Source organism: Streptomyces sp. NPDC060002, from assembly GCF_042737245.1.
Taxonomy (GTDB): domain Bacteria; phylum Actinomycetota; class Actinomycetes; order Streptomycetales; family Streptomycetaceae; genus Streptomyces.
The window spans coordinates 410,894-429,701 of the sequence record NZ_JBHWUW010000001.1; the positions used below are offsets into that span (position 1 = coordinate 410,894).

An 18,808-nucleotide genomic window follows, 5' to 3' on the forward strand; every position below is an offset into this window, starting at 1 on the left:
TCCTCAACTCTCGTTCCGCGGGCGCCAGAACACGGCCAGCAGACCGGCCGTCGCGACGACACCGACCCCGAGCACCACACCGGCGCCCGCCCATCCGGTCACTCCGATGTCCGCGGCCTCGTCCACCGAGTGGTCCCCCGGCCCCCACGCCCCCAGCGCCACCGCGAGGACGCCCAGGACGAGGACGTACTCGTAGCCCTCCTTGAACACGAAGAAGCCGTTGCGGCGGTGCGCGAGCAGGCCCGCCACCAGCATCACGGAGAGCACGGCCGCGCAGGCCAGTGAGGTGAGGAAGCCGGCCAACAGCAGTACACCCGCGCCGAGTTCGGTGAGGACGCTGAGCCACGCCTGGAGTCTCGGGCGGGTGAGCCCGAGCCCGCCGAACCAGTCGGCGGTGCCGGATATGCCGCCTCCGCCGCGCCAGTGGTTCCAGCCGTGCGCCACCATCACCACGCCGAGCACGAACCGCACAAGAAGCAGTGCGGCGTCCGAAGCCTCACTCATGGCCATGTCCCCTTCTCCGTCGGAAGCGCCCGCACCCCCAGCGCGCGCTCCTCTACGAAGACGGGCACGTGCAGGCGGTGAGCGAGAGCGGTACGGCCGGCGCTGGTGTTGCCCCCGCGCCCGCCTGCTCGTGGCGTACCACCCACGGGGCGCCGGTGAACATGGAAGCGAGGTCCGTACACAACGAGCGCCGCTGATCTCCCCTCAGGTACGGGACTTGGTCGTCGCGGCGAAGGAGTCGGCGGCCGCGAGGTCGAAGTCGCCGTGGTCGCTGCCGAGCCCCTGCGCGACGAGTGCGGCGGCGGCGCTGCCGAGTACGGCGGCGTCGCTCGGCGTACGGCCGAGGCTCACGCCCCGCAGATAGCCGGCCGAGAAGGCGTCACCGCACCCGGTGGTGTCGACGACGTCGACCACGAAGGCGGGGACCGGTTCCGCGCCGTCCGCGGTCACCACGAGCGCGCCGTCGCCGCCGCGCGTGACGGCGACCACGCCCGCACCGGCGCCGAGGAGCTTGCGCGCACCCGTCAGCAGGTCGCTCTCGCCGGTGAAGCCGAGGACCTGGTCCTCGTTGGGCAGCAGATGGTCGATGTGCGGCAGGGCCGCCTCGATCTGCTCGAAGCTGCCGAGGACACCGGGGGCGAGCAGGTCCACGGAGGTCACGACGCCGTGTTCCCTGGCGTACGACAGGATGCGCGTCGCGGCCTCGACGCCGATCAGCTCCGGTCCGCCCAGGTGCAGATGGTCGGCCTCGGCGAGGGCGTCCCAGGGCACGTCGTCGAGACCGTAGGTGATGTTGGCGCCGAGCAGGTGCAGCGAGGGGCGGTCGCCGTTGGGCCGGATCGGCAGGACGCTCGCGGAGGTGGCGGTGTCCGTGCGGCGGACGAGGAACTCGGTGTCGATGCCCGCCCGGCCGAGCAGCTGCACCAGCAGGTCACCGGTCGGGTCGGAGCCGATGGCGCCGGCGCTGCGCACCTGCGCGCCCAGCTTGGCGAGGGTGAGAGCGGTGCCGCCCGCGGTCCCGGCGGCGGTCATCCTGATGTCGTCGACCAGCGTCGCGCCCTGGCCCTCGGGTATCTCCTGCACCGGCCGCACCAGTACGTCCAGGACGTGTACGCCCATGGTGAAGACCTTCATCGGCTTTCCCCCTTCATCGGCCTCAGCGGCTTCAGCGGCTTCAGCGGCTCTGTTCCTGCGCGGGTGGTACGGGGTGGGTGGTGCCGTAGTCGCGGGCGATCGCGGCCTCGATCACGGCGAGCTGCTGCTGTTCGTCGAGGAAGCGGGGCCGGCCCATGGCGGCCGCGCGCTGGTAGACGCCGCAGGCCCATTCGAGGAGCAGCGCGTTCTCGACGGCCTTGTCGAGGGTCGTCCCGTGGGTGACCGCGCCGTGGTTCGCCAGCAGGGCGGCGCTGCGGCCGTCGAGCGCGGTGAGTGCCGACTCGGCGAGTTCGGAGGTGCCGAACGTGGCGTAGGGCGCGACCCGCACCGTGCCGCCGAGCGCGATCAACTGGTAGTGGATGCAGGGCAGTTCGTCGAGCACGCAGGAGACAGCGGTGGCCATCGGGGCGTGGGTGTGGACGACCGCGCCGGTTCCGTAGCGGCGGTAGACCCCGAGGTGCAGCTCCAGCTCCGAGGTCGGCCGCAGGCTTCCGGCCACGACCTCGCCGCCGAGGTCGACCACGGTCACCTGGTCAGGGGTGAGTTCGGCGAGGACCGCTCCGGTCGCGGTGACGGCGACCCGGTCCCCGACGCGTACGCTCACGTTGCCGGCCGTGCCGATGAGGAGGCCTTCGGCCCCCAGGCGCCGGCAGACGTCCGCTACGGCGGCCCGCTCCTGGCTCAGCGCCGAGCTTGAGGCGGTCATGGGCGCGAAGGTAGCGTAAACGTGAAACAAAGTCACGTTCATGTTTGGAGGCAGTTCCTTGGCCCGGACGACCACCGGTCCCGACGGCGGCACTCCCCTGCGCCGCACGCCGCGCCAGGCGCGCAGCAGGGCACGGCTGGCCCTGATGCTGGAGGCCGCCGAGCGCATCCTGGTCGGCGACGGCGTCGAGGCGCTCACCACGACCCGGGTCGCGGCCGAGGCGAAGGTGTCGGTCGGCTCGCTGTACCAGTACCTCCCCGACCGTGACGCGATCGTCGACGCCCTCGCGACGGGCTACTTCGCCCGCCTCGAGGACGTCATGGACGATCTGGTCCGGACGGCGGGGCGGGAGCGGTGGGACGATCCCGTGGGCGTGCTCATCGACACGTTCGCCCGTGTCTACCGCACCGAACACGGCTTCCGTGCCCTGTGGTTCGGCAGCGGGCTGACCGAGCGGACGCGGGCCGCGGACCGTGAGCACAAGCGGCGGATGGCCGACGGGATCCGCCGGGTGCTGCTCGCGCTGGGCGTCGCCCGCGACGACGAGACGCTCGCGCGGGCCTGCCACGCCGCGATCCTCGCCGCCGACGCCCTCGCCCAGGAGGCCTTCCGCCGCGCCCCGGAGGGCGACACCGACCTCCTCGACGAGGCGAAGGCGATGCTGCGCTGCTACCTCACCGAGGTCGTCGCGCGCTACGAGCGGCGGTCGCCGTGACGGCCGTCCGCCCGGACGGCCTGGCGGGGGCCGGAACGGTGGCACGGCTGGCCGGCTCGCTGCACATCGGCGAGATGCACACCGGCGACGTGTACAGCCCGGTCAGCGGCGGCACCTTCACCGGCCCGGTCCTCCGGGGCCGCGACTTCTCCGGCCTCTCCTTCACGACCCCGGCCCCACCACGGGTGGATCCCGTCGCGGGCACTCCGCCCCCACCCGGCTGAGGACGCCGCCGACCGGCCGCGGTCGGTACACCGGCCCGGAGGGTTTCCGGGCGCTGCCGCGTGGCTCGCCGGGGCATCGCGCGATCCGGTGAGTACTCTCGCGCTGCCCCAAGCCGCACTGTCTCCGAGCCGAACCAGGAGAAGACCCATCAGCGAGCCGAAGCGCGAAGATGCGGGGACCGCTCCGGGAAACCAGCCCCAGGAAGCCGACCAGTTGCGGGACATGCTGCGCCGGCCCGAGTACCGGCGGGCGCTGGTGTTCTGCGGTGTGATCGGGGTCCCGGTGTCATTGGCCGCGTTCTGGTTTCTCGTCCTGCTCCATGAACTGGAGAACCTGCTCTGGGTGGACTGGCCGCACCATCTCGGATGGACGGATCCGCCCTGGTGGTGGCCGCTTCCGCCGGCTCTGCTGTCCGGTGTGGTCGTGGCGCTGGTCGTCATGCGGTTTCCCGGCAGGGGCGGTCACATCCCGGCGGCCGGCCTCCACCCGGGAGGGGCGACGAAGGCCGCCCTCCCCGGTGTGGTGCTCGCCGCGCTGGCCAGCCTGCCGCTGGGAGCCGCGCTCGGGCCCGAGGCCCCGATGATCGCCCTCGGCGGCGGTCTGGCGCTGGTTTTCAGGGACCTCGTCCGCGCCCCCGCGACCGAGGCGAGCACGGCGCTGCTCGGTGCCGCCGGTTCCGCCGCGGCCATCTCCGCGATCTTCGGCAGCCCGCTCGTCGCGGCCGTGCTGCTCATGGAGGTGGCCGGGGTCGGCGGCCCGCAGCTGTTCGCCGTGATGCTGCCCGCCCTGCTGGCCAGTGGAGTCGGCGCCATCGTCTTCACCGGCTTCGGCAACTGGACCGGGCTCCAGACCGGAAGCCTCAGCATCGGACTGCCCGCTCCCCCGATTCTCGACACCGGGGACGTGGTGTGGTCCGTCCTGATGGCCGTCGTCATCGGGGCCGTCATCCACTGGGTCATCGTCGGAGGGCGGATGGCGGCGGGTTTCGTCGCCGCGCATCCGTTGCGCAACACGGTGCTCTGCGCCCTCGCCGCCGCCGGCTGCGCGGCGCTCTACGCGGTCGCCACCGGCCGTTCGCCGTCGGAGGTCTCGCTGTCCGGCCAGGCCACCCTGGCGCAGCTCGCCGCCGACCCGCACGCGTGGCCGGTCGGCAGCCTGGTGGCGGTCCTGGTGTTCAAGGCCCTCGCGTACGCGCTCTGTCTGGGCAGCCTTCGCGGCGGTCCGGTCTTCCCCTCGCTGTTCCTCGGCGGCGCGATGGGTGTGCTGCTCTCGCCCCTGCCGGGGCTCGGTGTGGTGCCGGGCATGGCGGCGGGCATGGCGGCCGCGTCCGCCGCCGCCCTCCGGCTGCCCGTCAGCTGTGTGGTGCTGGTCGTCCTCGTCGTGGGCCACTCGGGGTCGGTGCCGGTGATCGTGCTCGCCGCGGTGGTGGCGTTCGTGACCACCGAACTGCTGCCGCAGGGGCCGGGGATCCCGGCCTTCACCGAGGGATCTCGTCGAGGGCCTCGTCCAGCGTCGTCGCGGCCATGATGAGGGAGAGATGGGTGAAGGCCTGCGGGAAGTTGCCGAGTTGCTCCCCGCTGGGGCCGATCTCCTCCGCGAACAGGCCGACATGGTTGGCGTACGTCTGCATCTTCTCGAAGGTGTAGCGGGCCTGGGGCAGTCGCCCGGCGCGGGCGAGGGCGTCGACGTAGAGGAACGTGCAGAGGCTGAACGTGCCCTCGGAGCCGCGCAGTCCGTCGGGGGACGCCGCGGGGTCGTAGCGGTAGACGAGGCTGTCGGAGACGAGGACGCGGTCCATCGCGTCGAGGGTGTTGAGCCAGCCGGGGCTGCGCGGCGACATGAATCCGACCCGGGGGGCCAGCAGGAGGGAGGCGTCCAGGACGTCACCGCCGTAGTGCTGGACGAGGGCCTGCTGCTTGTCGTCCCAGCCGTGTTCCATGACCTGTTCGAGGATCGCGTCCCGGGCCCGGGTCCAGCGCGCGGTGTCCGCGGGCCTGCTGAACTCGGCGGCCAGTCTCAGACCGCGGTCGAAGGCGGCCCAGCACATCACCCGGCTGTAGGTGAAGTCCTTACGGCCGCCCCGGGTCTCCCAGATGCCTTCGTCGGGCCGGTCCCAGGAGTCGGCGAGCCAGTCCAGCATGCGGGACAGGCCCTTCCAGCCGTGGTAGCCCGCCTGTTCGCCGATCTGGCGGCTCTCGGCGAGGGCGTAAAGGGCCTCGCCGTAGATGTCGAGCTGCAACTGGTCGGAGGCGGCGTTGCCCGCCCGGACGGGGTAGGAGCCGCGATAGCCCTCGAAGTGCTCCAGGATCTCCTCGGTCAGATGGGGGTCTCCGTCGACGCGGTACATGATCTGGAGGGGTTCGTCGTCCGGTCCTTCGCGGGCGGCCAGGCGGTCGCCGAGCCAGTGGGTGAATCGGGTGGCCTCCTCCACGAAGCCGAGGTCGAGCAGGGCCCGCACCGACAGGGAGCCGTCCCGCACCCAGGTGTAGCGGTAGTCCCAGTTGCGTTCCCCGCCGACCTGTTCGGGCAGGCCCATCGTCGGGGCGGCGACCGGTGCGCCCGAGGGCGCGTACGTGAGGAGCTTGAGCGTGATGGCCGAGCGGTGCACCATCTCCGACCAGCGGCCGCGGTAGCGCGAGGTGCGCACCCACTTCTGCCAGAAGTCGACGTTCTCCCAGAGCCCGTCGGTGATGCTCTCGGTGGTCGGGGGCGGGGGCGCCTCCCCGCCCGGCGCGCACACGGTGAACACGACGGCCGCGGTCTCCCCGGCCTGGAGGGTGATGGCGCCCCGGACGTCGTTCCCGTCCCGTTCGAGCGGAATGGTGCCCTGGAGGTGGGCCGTCGTCCCCGGGGCGCGGAACGTGGCCACGTCGGGGGTCAGGTCGAGTTCGTGGGACGCCCGCGCGTAGTCGAACCGCGGGCGGCATTCGAGCCTGAAGCGCACGGTGCCGCGCACGGTCCGTACGACGCGCACCAGCCGGTGCCGGTCGGTGGCCGTCGGGCCCGGCAGGACCGGCATGTGGTCGATGATCTCGCCGACCCCGTCGGGGGACATGAACCGGGTCACCACGACGGCGGTGTCCGGGTAGTAGAGCTGCTTCCAGGACCCTTCGGGGTGGTCGGGCGCGAGGAGGAAGTACCCGCCGCCGTCGTGGTCGAGCAGCGCGGCGAAGACGCTGGGCGAGTCGAAGCGCGGCGCGGCGAACCAGTCGATCACGCCCTGGGACGAAACGAGCGCGGCGGTCTGGAGGTCCCCGACGAGCCCGTGGTCGGCGATGGGCGGGTATCGGTCCATGGCGTTCTCCTCAGGCGGCTTCAGCCGCTGCCGTCGGACGGGTGTCCGGAGGTCATCGAAGCCGCTTTGCGAGGTGGTCGCCGACGCGCAGGGCGTTGGCGATGGCGGTGAGCGAGGGGTTGACCGCCCCGATGCTCGGGAAGAAGCTCGTGTCGACGACGTAGAGGTTGTCCAGGTCGTGGGCCTTGCAGTGGACGTCGAGGGCGGAGCCGGCGGGGTCGTCGCCGAAGCGGACCGTGCCCGCCTGGTGCGCGGTGGCGCCGATGGGCATGCCCTTGTGCAGATAGATGCTGTGCGACAGGAGATGGTGTTCGCTCATGCCCAAGTGACCGAGCATTCCCTGGAGTTCGTGCCGCAGACGGTTCAGTCCCGCGATGTTGTTCTTCTCGTCGAGGGCCAGGTGGATGCCGCCGTCCCGGTCCAGGGTGACACGGTTGCCGGCGGCGGGCAGGTCCTCTCCGCACAGCCAGAAGTCGACCGCGTGGTGGGCGAGTACCTCGAAAGGCATGTCGGGAGCCACGGCCCCGGCCCAGCGGGGCGCTTCGCCGTGGATCTGCTCGGAGTCGGACTTGCCGAGCATCTGGATGCCGCCGAGGGGATAGTCCCAGTCGTCGGATCCCAGATACCAGTCGTGCAGCGCCAGGGTCTTCTGGAACCTGGTGTCGTTCGGTTCCCTGGACACGGCCATCAGGGCCAGGTTGTTGTGCCGCATGTAGTGCCGGCCCACCACGTCCGAGCTGTTGGCCAGTCCCCGCGGGTGCCGGTCGTTCGCCGAACGCAGCAGCAGGACGGCGGAGTTGACGGCTCCACAGGCGACCACCACGATGTCGGCGCGGAACTCCACGGTGGAGGCGTCCCCGTCTCCCGGCTCCCCCACCGTGGCGACGACCGAGGTGACACTCCGGCCGGTCGCGTCCGTTTCCAGCCGCCGCACATCCGCGTGGGTGACCATCTCGACGTTGGCGTGTTCGAGGGCGGGGTCGACACAGATGACCTGGGCGTCGGACTTCGCGCCGACCAGGCAGGGGAATCCGTCGACCCGGTCGCAGCGGATGCAGGCGCTGGTGCGGGTGGCCCGGCCTTGGTCGTCCTGGGTGAGGTTCACCCCGATCGGGAGGTGGAAGGGATGCAGCCCCTGCTTCTCCAGGTCGTGGCTGAGTTGCTGGATGCGCGGCTCGTGCTGGACCGGCGGGTGGGCGTACTGGGCGCTGGTGGGGCCCTCGGTGGGGTCCTCGCCGTGCCGGCCGTGGACGAGGTAGAGGTGTTCGGCCTGCGTGTAGTACGGCTCGAACTCCTCGTAGCTCAGCGGCCAGGCGGGGGACACGCCGTCGTGGTGGCGGAGTTCGCCGAAGTCCTCGGGGCGCAGCCGGAAGAGCGCGGCGCCGTAGAACTTGGTGTTGCCTCCCACGTAGTAGTTGACCTCGGGCGGGAACTCCTTCCCGTCCTTGTCGTACCAGAACTCCGGGGCACGGTACTTCCCCTTGACGAAGACCGCGGTGGAGTCCCAGTTGTCCCGTTCACGGGGAAGATAGCCGCCGCGTTCGAGGAGGAGAATCCGTTTTCCGGTGGGTGCCAGCCGATGGGCGAGAGTGCCACCGCCCGCACCTGTGCCGATGATGATGACGTCGTAGTGCTGCGCGTCGGTCATGCCGGCCACCGTCCTCGGAGAATGCGCCGGTCCTGCCGGGTGAATGGGCCGTCGGACCCGACCACCAACGTATCTCCGGGCGATGTTTCCGGCGAGTTGGGCCGGTCGGGTGAACCGGGGCGCCGCACGACGCCGCCTCGTACGCGTGCGTGAGCGGATCGACCGCTCTCACAGGATCGCGAGCGGGTTGACGGGAGAGCCGGTGGCCGCGGGCAGCCGGAGCGGGGCGATGACGCAGAGGAACGACCAGCGGCCTTCCCGCGCGCAGAGCGGCGCGAGGTCCTCGAACCGCAGGTAGTCCAGCAGGTGCAGCCCCATGGCGTGGATGCCCAGCACATGGACCGGGAACGCGACCCCCTGGGCCGCGCTGGGCGCGCTGTCGTTGTTGCCGTCACCGCCGAGTACGGCCACCTCCCGCTCGGCCAGGAACTCCATGGCCGTCGGATGGAGTCCGGCACGGGCGGCGGCCACGTCCCAGGGGCCGAGCTCCTCGCGGCGCCGGCGGTGTCCGACCCGTACCAGCAGGATGTCGCCGCGGCCGACCCGGACGCCCTGCCGTGCCTCGGCGGCGGCGAGGTCCTCGGCCCGCACCTGCGCTCCCGGTTCGAGCCAGGGGACGCCGTGCAGCCGCGGGATGTCGAGGAGGACCCCGCGTCCTACGATGCCGTCGCGGGCGAGGTCGACGGACAGGGCGCTCGCTCCGTCCGCCGACAGCACGTCCGCCGCCGGTACGCCGCCGTGCAGGGTGCCGTCGTAGACGACGTGGCACAGCGCGTCGAGGTGGCTGTCCACGTCGCCGTGGATGTTCATGGCGAAGCGGTCCCGGGCGAACTCCAGGCCGCTCGAGCCGGGTTCGCCGTCGGCCGGGGCGGTGAGCCGGTGTTCGGCCGGGTCTGCGTCGTCCGGTCCGGTACGGGTGTTCACGGGGGCGGCGAGCGACACCGTACGCCCCGACCGCACCTCGCGTACGGCGGCCAGCACGTGTTCCCCGGTGATCGTGTCCAGGGCGCCCCGGTGTGCGGCGCCGCCGGGGGACGTGTCGCGCAGGTGCCGGTAGAGACGCCGGAAGTCGGCCTCGCTCAGCTCGCCGGTCGTCCGCACGTCCCCCACCCTCCGGCAGGTTCAGGGCCCCCGCACGCCGAGTTGCCGGGCTCGGGGACCGCCGCGTTAATAGGGGAGCGAACCGATCCGCGGAGGTCCGGATGGACATGATCCGTGTCCGGGCGGTGTGCCCGCCGGACCTCACAGACCGCGCCATGGCCCTGCTCGGCGCCGAGCCGTGCGTCCTGAACCTGCACCTTCAACAGGGCCGCGTACGCAACCCCGGCGGTGACGCCATCCAGTGCGACGTCCTGACCGGAGCCGCGAACGAGGTGCTGCGCGGGCTGCGGGAGCTCGGCCTCGAGCGGCGTGGCTCCATCAGCCTCGATCCGGTGGACACGGCGTTCTCGGACCTCGCGGCCCGGACCTGGGCCAAGGAGCTCGGCGGACGGCTGCGCGCGCCGGTGTGGGAGCAGGTGGAGGCCCGGATCCGGGCCGAGGGCAGCTACCCCCCGAGCTTCTACCTCTTCCTGGTCATCGCCGGACTCATCGGCGCCGTGGGCATCATCACCAACTCCCAGATCCTCATCGTCGCGGCCATGGTGGTCGGCCCCGAGTACGGGGCCATCACCAGCGTCGCCCTCGGCATCGACCAGCGCTCCGGGCCGCGGATCCGGCAGGGCCTGCTGGCGCTGCTGGTGGGCTTTCTGCTGGCCATCGCCGCGACCTTCCTCTTCGCCCTGCTCGTCCGCGGCTTCGGGCTGCAGCCGGAGGCCTTCGAGCTGGGGGTGCGGCCCGTCTCGAATCTGATCAACACCCCCAACTTCTTCTCGGCCGTGGTGGCGGTGCTGGCCGGGGTCGTCGGCATCGTCTCGCTGACGGAGGCCCGGACGAGCGCGCTGCTCGGCGTCTTCATCTCGGTGACCACGATTCCGGCGGGGGCGGACATCGGGGTCTCCGTGGCGTTCGGCAGCTGGGACGAGGCCCGGGGCTCCCTGCTCCAACTGCTGCTCAACATCGTCGTACTGATCGTGGTCGGGACCGGCACACTCAAGTGCCAGCGGGCCATCTGGCGCCGGGTGAGCGAACGCCGGCACGCGCGCGCGGCCGGGCGGACCACGTAGGAGCGGTGCGGGTGAGCAGCGCACCGAGGTGCGGGGGCCTCCGTCCGATGCTGCAATGAGATCCGAGAGCAGGGGAGCTGAACGCCGTGACCACCCAGGGGTGAAGCCGTGAGCGAAGATTTCGTCGAAATGGGACCGATCGACTATGTCGTCGTCGAGTTTCCCGGGAACCGCATGACGGGCGAGGGCTTTCCGCTGCTGGTCGATCTGGTGGACCGCGGCCTCATCCGGATCCTGGATCTGCTGTTCGTCCGGAAGGACGAGGACGGTTCCGTGGTCGGCCTGGAGATCGCCGACCTCACCGGCGACGGGCTTCTGGACCTGGCCGTGTTCGAGGGCGCGTCCTCCGGCCTGCTGGGCCAGGACGACGTCGAGGAGGCCGGCGGCGCTCTGGAGCCCGGCAGCTCCGCGGCGATCCTGGTCTACGAGAACCTGTGGGCCGCGCCCTTCGCCACGGCCCTGCGACGCGGCGGTGCGCAGTTGGTCGCCTCCGGACGGATCCCGGTACCGGCCGTCCTGGCCGCGCTGGACGAGACGGACGACGTCCGACCGCCGAGGACGTAGAACTCCGTAGCGCAGAAACTCCGTCGCGGTGACGGAAGACCAGGTATTCCTGGGCCTCGGCCTGATCGTCGTGCTGGCCGTCGGCTCCCAGGTGCTGGCGAACCGTCTGCGCATCCCCGCGCTGATCGTTCTGCTCCCCGTCGGATTCACCGCGGGCGCGCTGACCGACGACATCGATCCCGAGCGGCTCCTGGGCAGCACCTTCTCCCCGCTGGTCTCGCTGGCCGTCGCGGTGATCCTCTACGACGCCGGACTCGGCCTGGACCTGAAGGGCTTCAGAGCCCACACCCGCCGGGTCGTGGTGCGGCTGATCTGGTTCGGCGCGCTGGTCACCGGCGCTTCGGCGGCGCTGGTGGCCATGCCGTTGCTCGGGATGTCATGGGGCGCGGCCGTGATGCTCGGCGCGATCCTCGTCGTGTCCGGGCCGACGGTCGTCGGCCCGCTGCTCGCCTTCGTCCGCCCCACGCAGCGACTGCGGCGGATCCTCGTCTGGGAGGGGTCGCTGATCGATCCCGTGGGCGGCATCCTGGGCGCGCTGGTCTTCCACGCCGTCACGGCCGGCGGGCCCGGCGGCTTCGGCAGCCGGGCCGGCCCCTTCGCCGTCAGCACGGCGGTGGGGGTGGCGGGAGGCGTCGCCGGAGCGGCCGTGCTGACGGTGGCCCTGCGCAGACTCCGGCTCGGCGAGGTGCTCGCCACCACGGTGCAGCTCGCCGCGGTGGTCGGCGTTGCGGCCGCCTGTGACATCGTCCGGGACGACACGGGACTCATCGCCGCCGTCCTGATGGGACTGGCGGTGGCGAACCTGTCCGGCGCGGGCGTCACGGCCCGCAGGCCGTTCTTCGAGACCCTCGTGGATCTGGTCATCGGACTGCTCTTCATCTCGATCTCGGCCACCGTCAGCCCCGGGTCCCTGCGCCATGTGGTGCTGCCGGCGCTGGGGCTCGTGGCGTTCCTGGTGCTCGTGGTCCGCCCTCTGGTGGCGGCCGTGTCGGCGTGGAGAACCGATCTGACGGCCGGGGAACGGGGCTTCCTCGGCTGGATGGCGCCGCGCGGGATCGTGGCCGCCGCCACCGCCTCGACGTTCTCGGCCACGCTGGTGGACCGGGGCGTCGGCGGCGCCGCGAAGATCCTGCCGGCCACGTTCGTGGTGATCGTCGCCACCGTCACGCTGTACGGGCTGAGCGCGGCGCGGGTGGCCGGGCGGCTGGGCGTGGTGCGCTCGGCGCGTTCCCGGCCGTTGCTCGTGGGCGGGGATCCATGGGTGGTCGATCTGGGGCGGGCCCTGCGGTCGGCCGGGCTGGAGGTGGTGATGTGGGCGGGGCGCGAGACGGAGCGGGGCGGTATCAGGGCCGCCGGGATCGAACTCGCCCCCGGGGAGCTGTTCGCCGCGGCCACGGGCGAGGGCGCGGAGCTCGAGGGCCTCACCGGGGTCCTGCTACTCACCGGCGAGGACGACTTCAACGCGCTGGCGGCCACGCGTCTCGAGAGCGGCGTCGAGGGCACGGTCCACCGGCTGCGGCCGGCTGCGGGGAGCCAGGGCGTCATCACGCCCTACGCGGGTGGTGAGGTGCTCTTCGATCCGGACCTCACCGGGCCCGAACTGGCACGGCGTCACGCCCGGGGCGCCCGCGTCGTGACGCGTCGCTTCGACGGCACGCTTCCGGCCGGACACCGGATGCTGTTCCTGGTGCGGGGTGACGGCCGGCTCCTCCCGGTCACCCGTGCCGGCGGCCCGACAGCGCGGCCGGGAGACGTCGCCGTACTGCTGAGCGGCTGACCCGTCAGCGGCCCGTGGACCGCCCGAAGGAGGCGACGGCGGCCCGCACCCGGGCGAGGCCGGCCGCAAGGCCGGCTGTGGCGTCCAGGGTCAGGCCCGGTTCGTCAGGTTCCAGTGGCTCCAGCGTCGCGAACTGCGAGTCGACCAGCCGGGCGGGCATGAAGTGGCCGGTGCGCCGGGCGACGCGGTCCCGTGCGGTGTCCCGGTCGAGGGCCAGGCAGAGGCACCAGAGCCGGCCGCCCGCGGCCGCCCGGAGCTCGTCGCGGTACGCCCGCTTGAGGGCCGAGCAGGCGAGAACCAGTCCCTCCCCGGCCTCGGCGGAGTGCCGGACGCGGTCGGCGAGGGCGCGCAGCCAGGGCTCGCGGTCGGCGTCGTCCAGGGCGTGCCCCGCGGTCATCTTCGCGACGTCGGCGGCGCTGTGGAAGCCGTCGCCCTCGACGAACGTCACTTCGAGCAGCTCGGCGACCGCTTTGCCGACGGTGGTCTTCCCTGAACCGGACACACCGAGGACCAGCACGATCGGCGGTCCCTGCCCGGTCCCGGGCACGGGCTCCCCGCGCACCGGCTCCCCGCCGCCGGTCACGGGCTCTCGGGCTCCCGTCCGGCCGCCGTCCGCCGCAGGTCCGCCTCGGTGAGGGGCTGGAGGGCCCCGGCGGTGTCCAGCCGGTAGAGCAGGACGAGGGGGGGTCCGACGAGCACCACGGCGATGGCCGTGACCAGCAGCAGCCAGCGCAGCGTCGTCGGCGCGCCGGCCGCCTCGGACACGGTCAGCGAGGTGGGGATGAGATAGGGCCGCTGGGCCAGCCCCCACGCCACGACGACGAGGGCCACGCTGCCGACGGCGGTGATCCTCGCCCATCCCGTGGCGGTGCGGTACAGCAGCCCGGCGGTGGCCAACGCGCCGACGACGGCGACCAGGACGAAGGCGAGACCGATTCCGCTGGTCAGCCCGTCGTGGACGTAGCGCGCGTCGTCGCGGGTCACGGCGAGGCCGACGACCGCCAGGACGGCGAGGGCGCCGAGGCTGCACCAGGCCCGCAGCCGGAAGTATCCGACCAGATCGGCGTCGAAGCGGCGGGCGTCGGCGGTCAGGAACACCGCCCCGAGGAAGGCGGTCGCGGCGACGGTCAGCAGGCCGGCGATCACGGACGTCCCGTTGGACCACGCGTCGGCCGTCGCCTTCGTGCCGGGAGCCACCCGGCCCGTGGCCAGCCCGCCGACCGCCGCTCCGAGGAAGAAGGGGGTCAGCAGCGAGGAGACGGCGAAGACGGCGCCGTAGACCCTGCGCCCGGCGAGGCGCTGCGTGGGTTTGCGCAGGGCGAACCCGGCGCCGCGCAGGACGAGTCCCACGGCCGCCAGCGCCAGCGGCAGCCACATGGCCGTGAAGACCGTCTGGAACAGGACCGGGAAGCCGGTCCACATGATGACCAGGACGAAGATGAGCCAGACGTTGTTGGTCTCCCACACCGGTTCCATGGCGTGGTCGATGAGCCACCTGGGACGCCTGCCCCGCTCGGCGCCGCCCGCGAGGAGGTCCCAGAATCCGGCGCCGTAGTCCGTGCCGCCGGCACACGCGTAGGCGGCCACCACGGCCAGCAGCACCCAGGCGACGGCGTCCTCGGTCATGTGCCGCCCCCGTCCCTGCCGCCGGTCGTGGACAACGGCCGGGGCCCGTAGGGGGTGTCGCCCTCCACGTCCCCGGTGGCGGCTGCCGTGCCGGCGCCCTCGTCGGCCAGCCGCCACCGTCTGCTCATCTTCAGCACGACGGTCAGGAAGGCGCCGAACACGAGGACGTAGAGCACCACGACGATGCCGAGCATCGTCCACAGGGTCGAGGCACGGGTGTCCGTCACCGCCTCCGCGACCCGCATGTTCTGGTAGACGATCCAGGGCTGCCGGCCCACCTCGGTGGTGATCCAGCCGCACTCCACGGTCAGCAGGCAGGCGCCGCCGGCCAGCGCCGCGCACCGGAAGAACCACGGTGACCTGGGCAGGTCACGGCGGCGGAGCCAGCACCAGCCGTACCAGAGCGCGAGCAGGGCGAGCAGGCTTCCGATGGTCACCATGATGTCGAACGCCCAGTGCGCGATCGTGGCCTGAGTCGCCGTCGGACGGTCGCTCGCGGGGACCGAGGACAGGCCCGTCACCTTGGTGCTCGGGCTGAACCCGGCGAGGATCGAGTCCAGTTGGGGGATCCTGATCCCGCCGGAGATCGTCCCGTCGGAATGCAGACGCCCGAACATGTACTCCGGCACGTGGGTGTCGGTCTTCCAGACGATCTCGGTGGCCGCGAACTTCACCGGCTGCTTGTGGAACACGGAGCGGGCGATCGAGTCCCCGAGCATGAACTGCACGGGGGTCAGGATCGCGGCGACGGAGAACGGCACGGTGAAGCCGAGCCGGTGGTAGCGGTCCCGCCGGCCCCGCAGCCAGCCGACCGCGTACACCCCGGCGACGACATAGCCGGCGGTCAGCACCACTCCGACCACGAAGTGCCAGTACTCCGGGCCGAACATCGGTGTGAAGATCGCCCTGCGTACGTCGACGTCCACCGGGTTGCCGGATCCGTCGAGGGTGAAGCCGCGCGGGGTGTTCATCCAGGAGTTCGCGGCCACGATGCCGAACGCCCCCATCAGGGCGGCCAGCGGCAGGGGCAGGCCGAGCCAGAAGTGCGTCCACGGCTTGAGCCGGCGCCAGCCGTACAGGTAGATGGCGATGAGGATCGCCTCGAGGAAGAACGCCCAGGCCTCGACCCCGAAGCCGAGGCCGAAGACATCGCCCCACCGGCCCATCATCCCCGGCCACAGCAGGCCGAGTTCGAAGGAGAGGACGGTGCCGGTCACGATGCCGATGGCGAACTGGACGGCCATGACCGCCGACCAGCGCCGTGCGAGCAGCAGGGCGACGGCGTCGCCCTTGCGCAGTCCGCGGTAGTGCATCAGGAGGGTGATGGCGGGCAGGGCCACGCCGAAGGGCACGAGCAGGATGTGGGAGCCCAGGGTGAAGGCCATCAGCTCCCGGGCCGGCAGCAGCTGTGCGGGGCCGTCCGCCAGAAAGTGGTAGATCGCGCTGTTCACATGGTCCTCGGTGGCTCGTCCGGGATGGCTGAGGCGTGGCGGGTCTCAGCCACCCGTGGCGAATCCCGGGAACAGCGTCATTCCGCCGTCGACGTAGATCGTCGTCCCCACCACGTAGTCGAAGAGGTCGGAGGCCAGCACGGCCACCACGTTCGCGATGTCGTCCGGGTCGCCGACGCGGTGGTAGGGGACGAGCCGGAGAAGGTCGGCCTCGGCCTCGGGGGTGTCCCAGGCACTGCGGTTGATGGGCGTGCGGATCGCTCCCGGAGCGACGGCGTTCACCCGGATCCGGTGCGGGGCGAGCTCCTGGGCGAGGGTCGCCATGAGCATCTGCACCCCGCCCTTGGACGACGCGTAGTTCACATGGCCCGTCCAGGGGATGAGCTGGTGGACCGAACTCATGCAGATGATTTTCCCGGCGGACCGGGAGACCTCCGGGACGACTCCGCGCCGCATGAATTCCTTGGTCGCCTCGCGTGCGCACAGGAACTGTCCGGTGAGATTCACGCCCAGTACTTTGTGCCACTGGTCCATGGTCATGTCGGTGACGGGGGCGTCTCGCTGGAGTCCCGCATTGGCGACCATGACGTCGATGGTCCCGAACTCCTCGACCATGCGGGAGACCATCTCGACGACCTGGTCCTCCTGCGACACATCGGCCTCGTGCGCATAGGCGCGGACGCCGAATCCCTCGATCTCGCGCACGACTTCTTCCGCGGCTTCCCGTCCCGCCACATAGTTCACGACCACATCGGCGCCCACCCGTCCCAGGCCGATCGCCGTGGCCTTTCCGATGCCGGAATTCCCGCCCGTCACCAGTGCCTTCTGCCCTTTGAGGAGCAGCGGGGCAAGGGGCTGGCGACCGTCACTGCCGCTGGTTTCCACTCGTGTCTCCCTGTGCGTGCCGGCGCGGACATTCGGCGGATATTCAGACGAATCCGCCCGACAACGAAAACACGCGTGGACCGGTACGGCACGGTGGCACGTCTCCCGTCAGCCGCCCGGGGTGCCTGCCCGCGCGAACGGCCCAACGGGCACCACGGGCGCCGGCCGGGTCGCGCGCGACGCGCGGCCCGCTCGGACGGCCCGCTCGGACAGGCCGGCCGAACGGGCTGGTCGAACGGGCTGGTCGAACGGGCCGCGCGCGGGGGCTATTCGGTGCGGGCGTCCCGGCCCGTTCCGATGCACAGCGCCCAGATGACGAAGGCGTCCACGGCGATCAGCACGATGGCCCAGACGGGCTGGTACGGCAGCCACATGAAATTGGCGATCATCGACAGGCCGGCCACCGCGACGCCGACGACGCGTGCCCACACCGCGCCACGGAACAGAGCGACGCCCGCGAGCGCGACCAGAACACCGAGGACGAGATGGATCCATCCCCAACTCGTCAGGTTGAAGTTGTAGGCGTAATCGTTGGTGACGACAAAGACGTCATCCTTGGCGATGGCGGCAATTCCCTGGAATATCGCCATCAGCCCGCCGAAGATCATCATGACCCCGGCGAAGCCGGTCCAGCCGGACACCCACGCCCCGCCGCCGCTTGCCGATCCATGTCCGTGGTGCACCCCGGTCGCGGTCATCTCGGGCTCCTCCCACATACATCTCGCCACTGACAGGTGGCCGTTCGGTCGCCCACTCATCAGCTTGCCATGAGAAGCACAAAGCGGCAGAACACCGGTAGACACGCAGTTCAGCGCCCGGGCCGACGTGCGAGGGAAATCCGACGGTGGTCCAATGGGGGTGTCCGGTGCGCCGTCCGTCGCGCGTCGGCCGGGAAAGCCGTCCCTTTCGCAGGTCTCCGGCGAGAAAGGAAACCGCCGTGCCAGGTCTCCTCCGCGGGGTCGCCCGCACAGCCGTAGTGGCCGGTACCGCGACCGCCGTGTCGAACCGCGTGTCACGCCGCCAGCAAGGGCGCTGGGCCCAGCAGGACTCTCCGCAGGCCGCGCCGCAGCCGGCGCCGTCCGCCGCTCCCCCGCCCGCCCGGCCGGCCGACATGAGCAGCAAGATCGACCAGCTGAAGCAGCTCGGGGAGCTCAAGGCCCAGGGCGTGCTCACCGAGGCCGAGTTCGAGGAGCAGAAGCGCAGGATCCTCGAGTCCTGAAACCGTCCCCATGGGGCATGAAGCCGATCTCGGTGGGGATGTGGGCATCGGGCAGCAGTCGATGAGCGTGCCCGCCGCCGACGAGGACACCGTGACCATGGGCGCGGCCGCTGCCGCGCCGATCATCGCCCGGCACGGCACCGACCGGATCCGGACGGTCGTGTTCGCGACGGAGTCGTCGATCGACCAGGCGAAGTCGGCCGGTGTGTACGTCGAGAAGCGCTGGACGCATTGACCCGCAGTGTTGCGCACACGGGTGAGGGCCGGTTTCGGACATCTCCGAAACCGGCCCTCACCTGCGACTCTCACGAGTCGGGACGACAGGATTTGAACCTGCGACCCCTTGACCCCCAGTCAAGTGCGCTACCAAGCTGCGCCACGTCCCGAGGCGTTGCCGCTGCGGTGAGCTGCGGAAACGCGCAGGCAGAGCCTACCGTACGGGAGCAGGTGCGGCGGTCGGCGCCTGGTGGGCGGCCGGCTCCGGCAGACGGCTCGCGCGGCGTAGCGGGACCAGCAGGGCGCCCGGCCGTGCTCGGGGTCGGGACGAACCCGGGCAGGAAGGGCCGGATCGCGTACATGCCGGCGCCGAACAGCAGCGCGGGAAGGTTGTTGGTCCACACGGCCGGCCGTCGCATGATGCGCAGGTCGATCAGCGGCTGCGGGAGCGGGCCTCGGTGAACAGCCATAGCGCGAACAGCGCCACGGCCACGGCGAACAGGCCGACGGCCCGGGCCGAGCCCCGGCCCCGGCTGCCCGCCGGTGTCACCGCGACGCCCTTCGTGGACGACGCCCAGCGCGACCGCGTCCTGGCCATCGCGCTGGACGGGGTGCGCGCCGGGCGTTGACCGGGAGGGTCAGCCGGAGACGGGAGGG

The 18,808-nt window shown here is 71.7% G+C and carries 19 protein-coding genes, 1 tRNA gene and 2 pseudogenes; 9 read left to right on the plus strand and 13 right to left on the minus strand.

All coding sequences use genetic code 11. The features are described 5' to 3' along the window. Window positions 1–3 precede the first annotated feature (3 nt). From ACFWBD_RS01855 to ACFWBD_RS01865, 3 genes are all read right to left on the minus strand, one after another. Complete coding sequence (locus tag ACFWBD_RS01855) at window positions 4–504, minus strand: DoxX family protein (RefSeq protein WP_385661183.1); 501 nt, start codon at window positions 502–504, stop codon at window positions 4–6. Window positions 505–708: 204 nt separating this feature from the next. Beyond that, window positions 709–1,638: a carbohydrate kinase family protein gene (locus tag ACFWBD_RS01860; protein WP_385661186.1), complete on the minus strand. Its 930-nt coding sequence runs from the start codon at window positions 1,636–1,638 to the stop codon at window positions 709–711. A gap of 40 nt (window positions 1,639–1,678) precedes the next feature. Continuing rightward, entirely contained in the window at window positions 1,679–2,365 is a 687-nt protein-coding gene (locus tag ACFWBD_RS01865) for a class II aldolase/adducin family protein (RefSeq protein ID WP_385661189.1), read from the minus strand. Between the two features lie 58 nt (window positions 2,366–2,423). Between ACFWBD_RS01865 and ACFWBD_RS01870 the strand changes: the two genes are divergently transcribed. The 3 genes from ACFWBD_RS01870 to ACFWBD_RS01880 all read left to right on the plus strand — a co-directional run bounded on the left by ACFWBD_RS01870 (window position 2,424) and on the right by ACFWBD_RS01880 (window position 4,832). Then, window positions 2,424–3,080, plus strand: coding sequence for a TetR family transcriptional regulator (locus ACFWBD_RS01870; RefSeq protein WP_385661192.1), 657 nt, complete (start codon window positions 2,424–2,426; stop codon window positions 3,078–3,080). Then, window positions 3,077–3,304 carry a hypothetical protein gene (locus ACFWBD_RS01875; RefSeq protein ID WP_385661195.1) on the plus strand — a complete coding sequence of 76 codons (228 nt, stop codon included), beginning with the start codon at window positions 3,077–3,079 and terminating at the stop codon, window positions 3,302–3,304. The genes ACFWBD_RS01870 and ACFWBD_RS01875 overlap by 4 nt, the downstream gene beginning before the upstream one ends. A gap of 223 nt (window positions 3,305–3,527) precedes the next feature. Next, window positions 3,528–4,832: a chloride channel protein gene (locus ACFWBD_RS01880; RefSeq protein ID WP_385661521.1), complete on the plus strand. Its 1,305-nt coding sequence runs from the start codon at window positions 3,528–3,530 to the stop codon at window positions 4,830–4,832. Here ACFWBD_RS01880 and ACFWBD_RS01885 read toward each other — a convergent pair. From ACFWBD_RS01885 to ACFWBD_RS01895, 3 genes are all read right to left on the minus strand, one after another. Next, window positions 4,783–6,600, minus strand: coding sequence for a glycoside hydrolase family 15 protein (locus tag ACFWBD_RS01885; protein ID WP_385661198.1), 1,818 nt, complete (start codon window positions 6,598–6,600; stop codon window positions 4,783–4,785). The two genes, ACFWBD_RS01880 and ACFWBD_RS01885, sit on opposite strands and share 50 nt — an antisense overlap. A gap of 52 nt (window positions 6,601–6,652) precedes the next feature. After that, a complete protein-coding gene (locus tag ACFWBD_RS01890) occupies window positions 6,653–8,248 on the minus strand; it encodes a GMC oxidoreductase (RefSeq protein WP_385661200.1) in 1,596 nt (531 codons plus the stop codon). 168 nt (window positions 8,249–8,416) lie between these two features. Beyond that, window positions 8,417–9,349, minus strand: coding sequence for a cyclase family protein (locus ACFWBD_RS01895; RefSeq protein WP_385661203.1), 933 nt, complete (start codon window positions 9,347–9,349; stop codon window positions 8,417–8,419). A gap of 101 nt (window positions 9,350–9,450) precedes the next feature. Between ACFWBD_RS01895 and ACFWBD_RS01900 the strand changes: the two genes are divergently transcribed. The 3 genes from ACFWBD_RS01900 to ACFWBD_RS01910 all read left to right on the plus strand — a co-directional run bounded on the left by ACFWBD_RS01900 (window position 9,451) and on the right by ACFWBD_RS01910 (window position 12,754). Further along, on the plus strand, window positions 9,451–10,413 hold the full coding sequence (locus tag ACFWBD_RS01900; protein ID WP_385661206.1) for a DUF389 domain-containing protein: 963 nt from the start codon (window positions 9,451–9,453) through the stop codon (window positions 10,411–10,413). Window positions 10,414–10,542: 129 nt separating this feature from the next. Further along, on the plus strand, window positions 10,543–10,977 hold the full coding sequence (locus tag ACFWBD_RS01905) for a DUF6325 family protein (RefSeq protein ID WP_385661524.1): 435 nt from the start codon (window positions 10,543–10,545) through the stop codon (window positions 10,975–10,977). A gap of 28 nt (window positions 10,978–11,005) precedes the next feature. Beyond that, window positions 11,006–12,754: a cation:proton antiporter gene (locus ACFWBD_RS01910; protein WP_385661209.1), complete on the plus strand. Its 1,749-nt coding sequence runs from the start codon at window positions 11,006–11,008 to the stop codon at window positions 12,752–12,754. A 4-nt stretch (window positions 12,755–12,758) separates the two neighbouring features. Here the strand turns inward: ACFWBD_RS01910 and ACFWBD_RS01915 are convergent, their stop codons facing one another. The 5 genes from ACFWBD_RS01915 to ACFWBD_RS01935 all read right to left on the minus strand — a co-directional run bounded on the left by ACFWBD_RS01915 (window position 12,759) and on the right by ACFWBD_RS01935 (window position 17,414). Further along, window positions 12,759–13,337 (minus strand): gluconokinase, encoded by a 579-nt coding sequence (locus ACFWBD_RS01915; protein ID WP_385661212.1) that lies wholly within the window; start codon window positions 13,335–13,337, stop codon window positions 12,759–12,761. After that, entirely contained in the window at window positions 13,334–14,380 is a 1,047-nt protein-coding gene (locus ACFWBD_RS01920; RefSeq protein ID WP_385661215.1) for a cytochrome d ubiquinol oxidase subunit II, read from the minus strand. Before ACFWBD_RS01920 ends, ACFWBD_RS01915 begins: the two co-directional genes overlap by 4 nt. Next, window positions 14,377–15,831: a cytochrome ubiquinol oxidase subunit I gene (locus tag ACFWBD_RS01925; RefSeq protein WP_385661217.1), complete on the minus strand. Its 1,455-nt coding sequence runs from the start codon at window positions 15,829–15,831 to the stop codon at window positions 14,377–14,379. Before ACFWBD_RS01925 ends, ACFWBD_RS01920 begins: the two co-directional genes overlap by 4 nt. Before the next feature lie 45 nt (window positions 15,832–15,876). After that, window positions 15,877–16,716 carry an SDR family oxidoreductase gene (locus ACFWBD_RS01930; protein WP_385661220.1) on the minus strand — a complete coding sequence of 280 codons (840 nt, stop codon included), beginning with the start codon at window positions 16,714–16,716 and terminating at the stop codon, window positions 15,877–15,879. Window positions 16,717–16,982: 266 nt separating this feature from the next. Further along, entirely contained in the window at window positions 16,983–17,414 is a 432-nt protein-coding gene (locus ACFWBD_RS01935; protein ID WP_385661223.1) for a hypothetical protein, read from the minus strand. A 239-nt stretch (window positions 17,415–17,653) separates the two neighbouring features. Between ACFWBD_RS01935 and ACFWBD_RS01940 the strand changes: the two genes are divergently transcribed. Together ACFWBD_RS01940 and ACFWBD_RS01945 are read left to right on the plus strand one after the other, a co-directional pair. After that, complete coding sequence (locus ACFWBD_RS01940) at window positions 17,654–17,935, plus strand: SHOCT domain-containing protein (protein ID WP_385661225.1); 282 nt, start codon at window positions 17,654–17,656, stop codon at window positions 17,933–17,935. 10 nt (window positions 17,936–17,945) lie between these two features. Beyond that, the gene (locus tag ACFWBD_RS01945) at window positions 17,946–18,170 is read left to right on the plus strand and encodes a hypothetical protein (protein WP_385661228.1); all 225 of its coding nucleotides are present in this window, start codon (window positions 17,946–17,948) and stop codon (window positions 18,168–18,170) included. Window positions 18,171–18,247: 77 nt separating this feature from the next. Here ACFWBD_RS01945 and ACFWBD_RS01950 read toward each other — a convergent pair. Both ACFWBD_RS01950 and ACFWBD_RS01955 read right to left on the minus strand, forming a co-directional pair. Further along, window positions 18,248–18,321 (minus strand) — tRNA-Pro (locus ACFWBD_RS01950). 135 nt (window positions 18,322–18,456) lie between these two features. Then, window positions 18,457–18,692, minus strand: a pseudogene (locus ACFWBD_RS01955) (MFS transporter); the annotation flags it as partial. Between ACFWBD_RS01955 and ACFWBD_RS01960 the strand changes: the two are divergent. Then, window positions 18,682–18,780, plus strand: a pseudogene (locus ACFWBD_RS01960) (TetR family transcriptional regulator); the annotation flags it as partial. The pseudogenes ACFWBD_RS01955 and ACFWBD_RS01960 sit on opposite strands and share 11 nt — an antisense overlap. Between the last annotated feature and the right edge of the window lie 28 nt (window positions 18,781–18,808).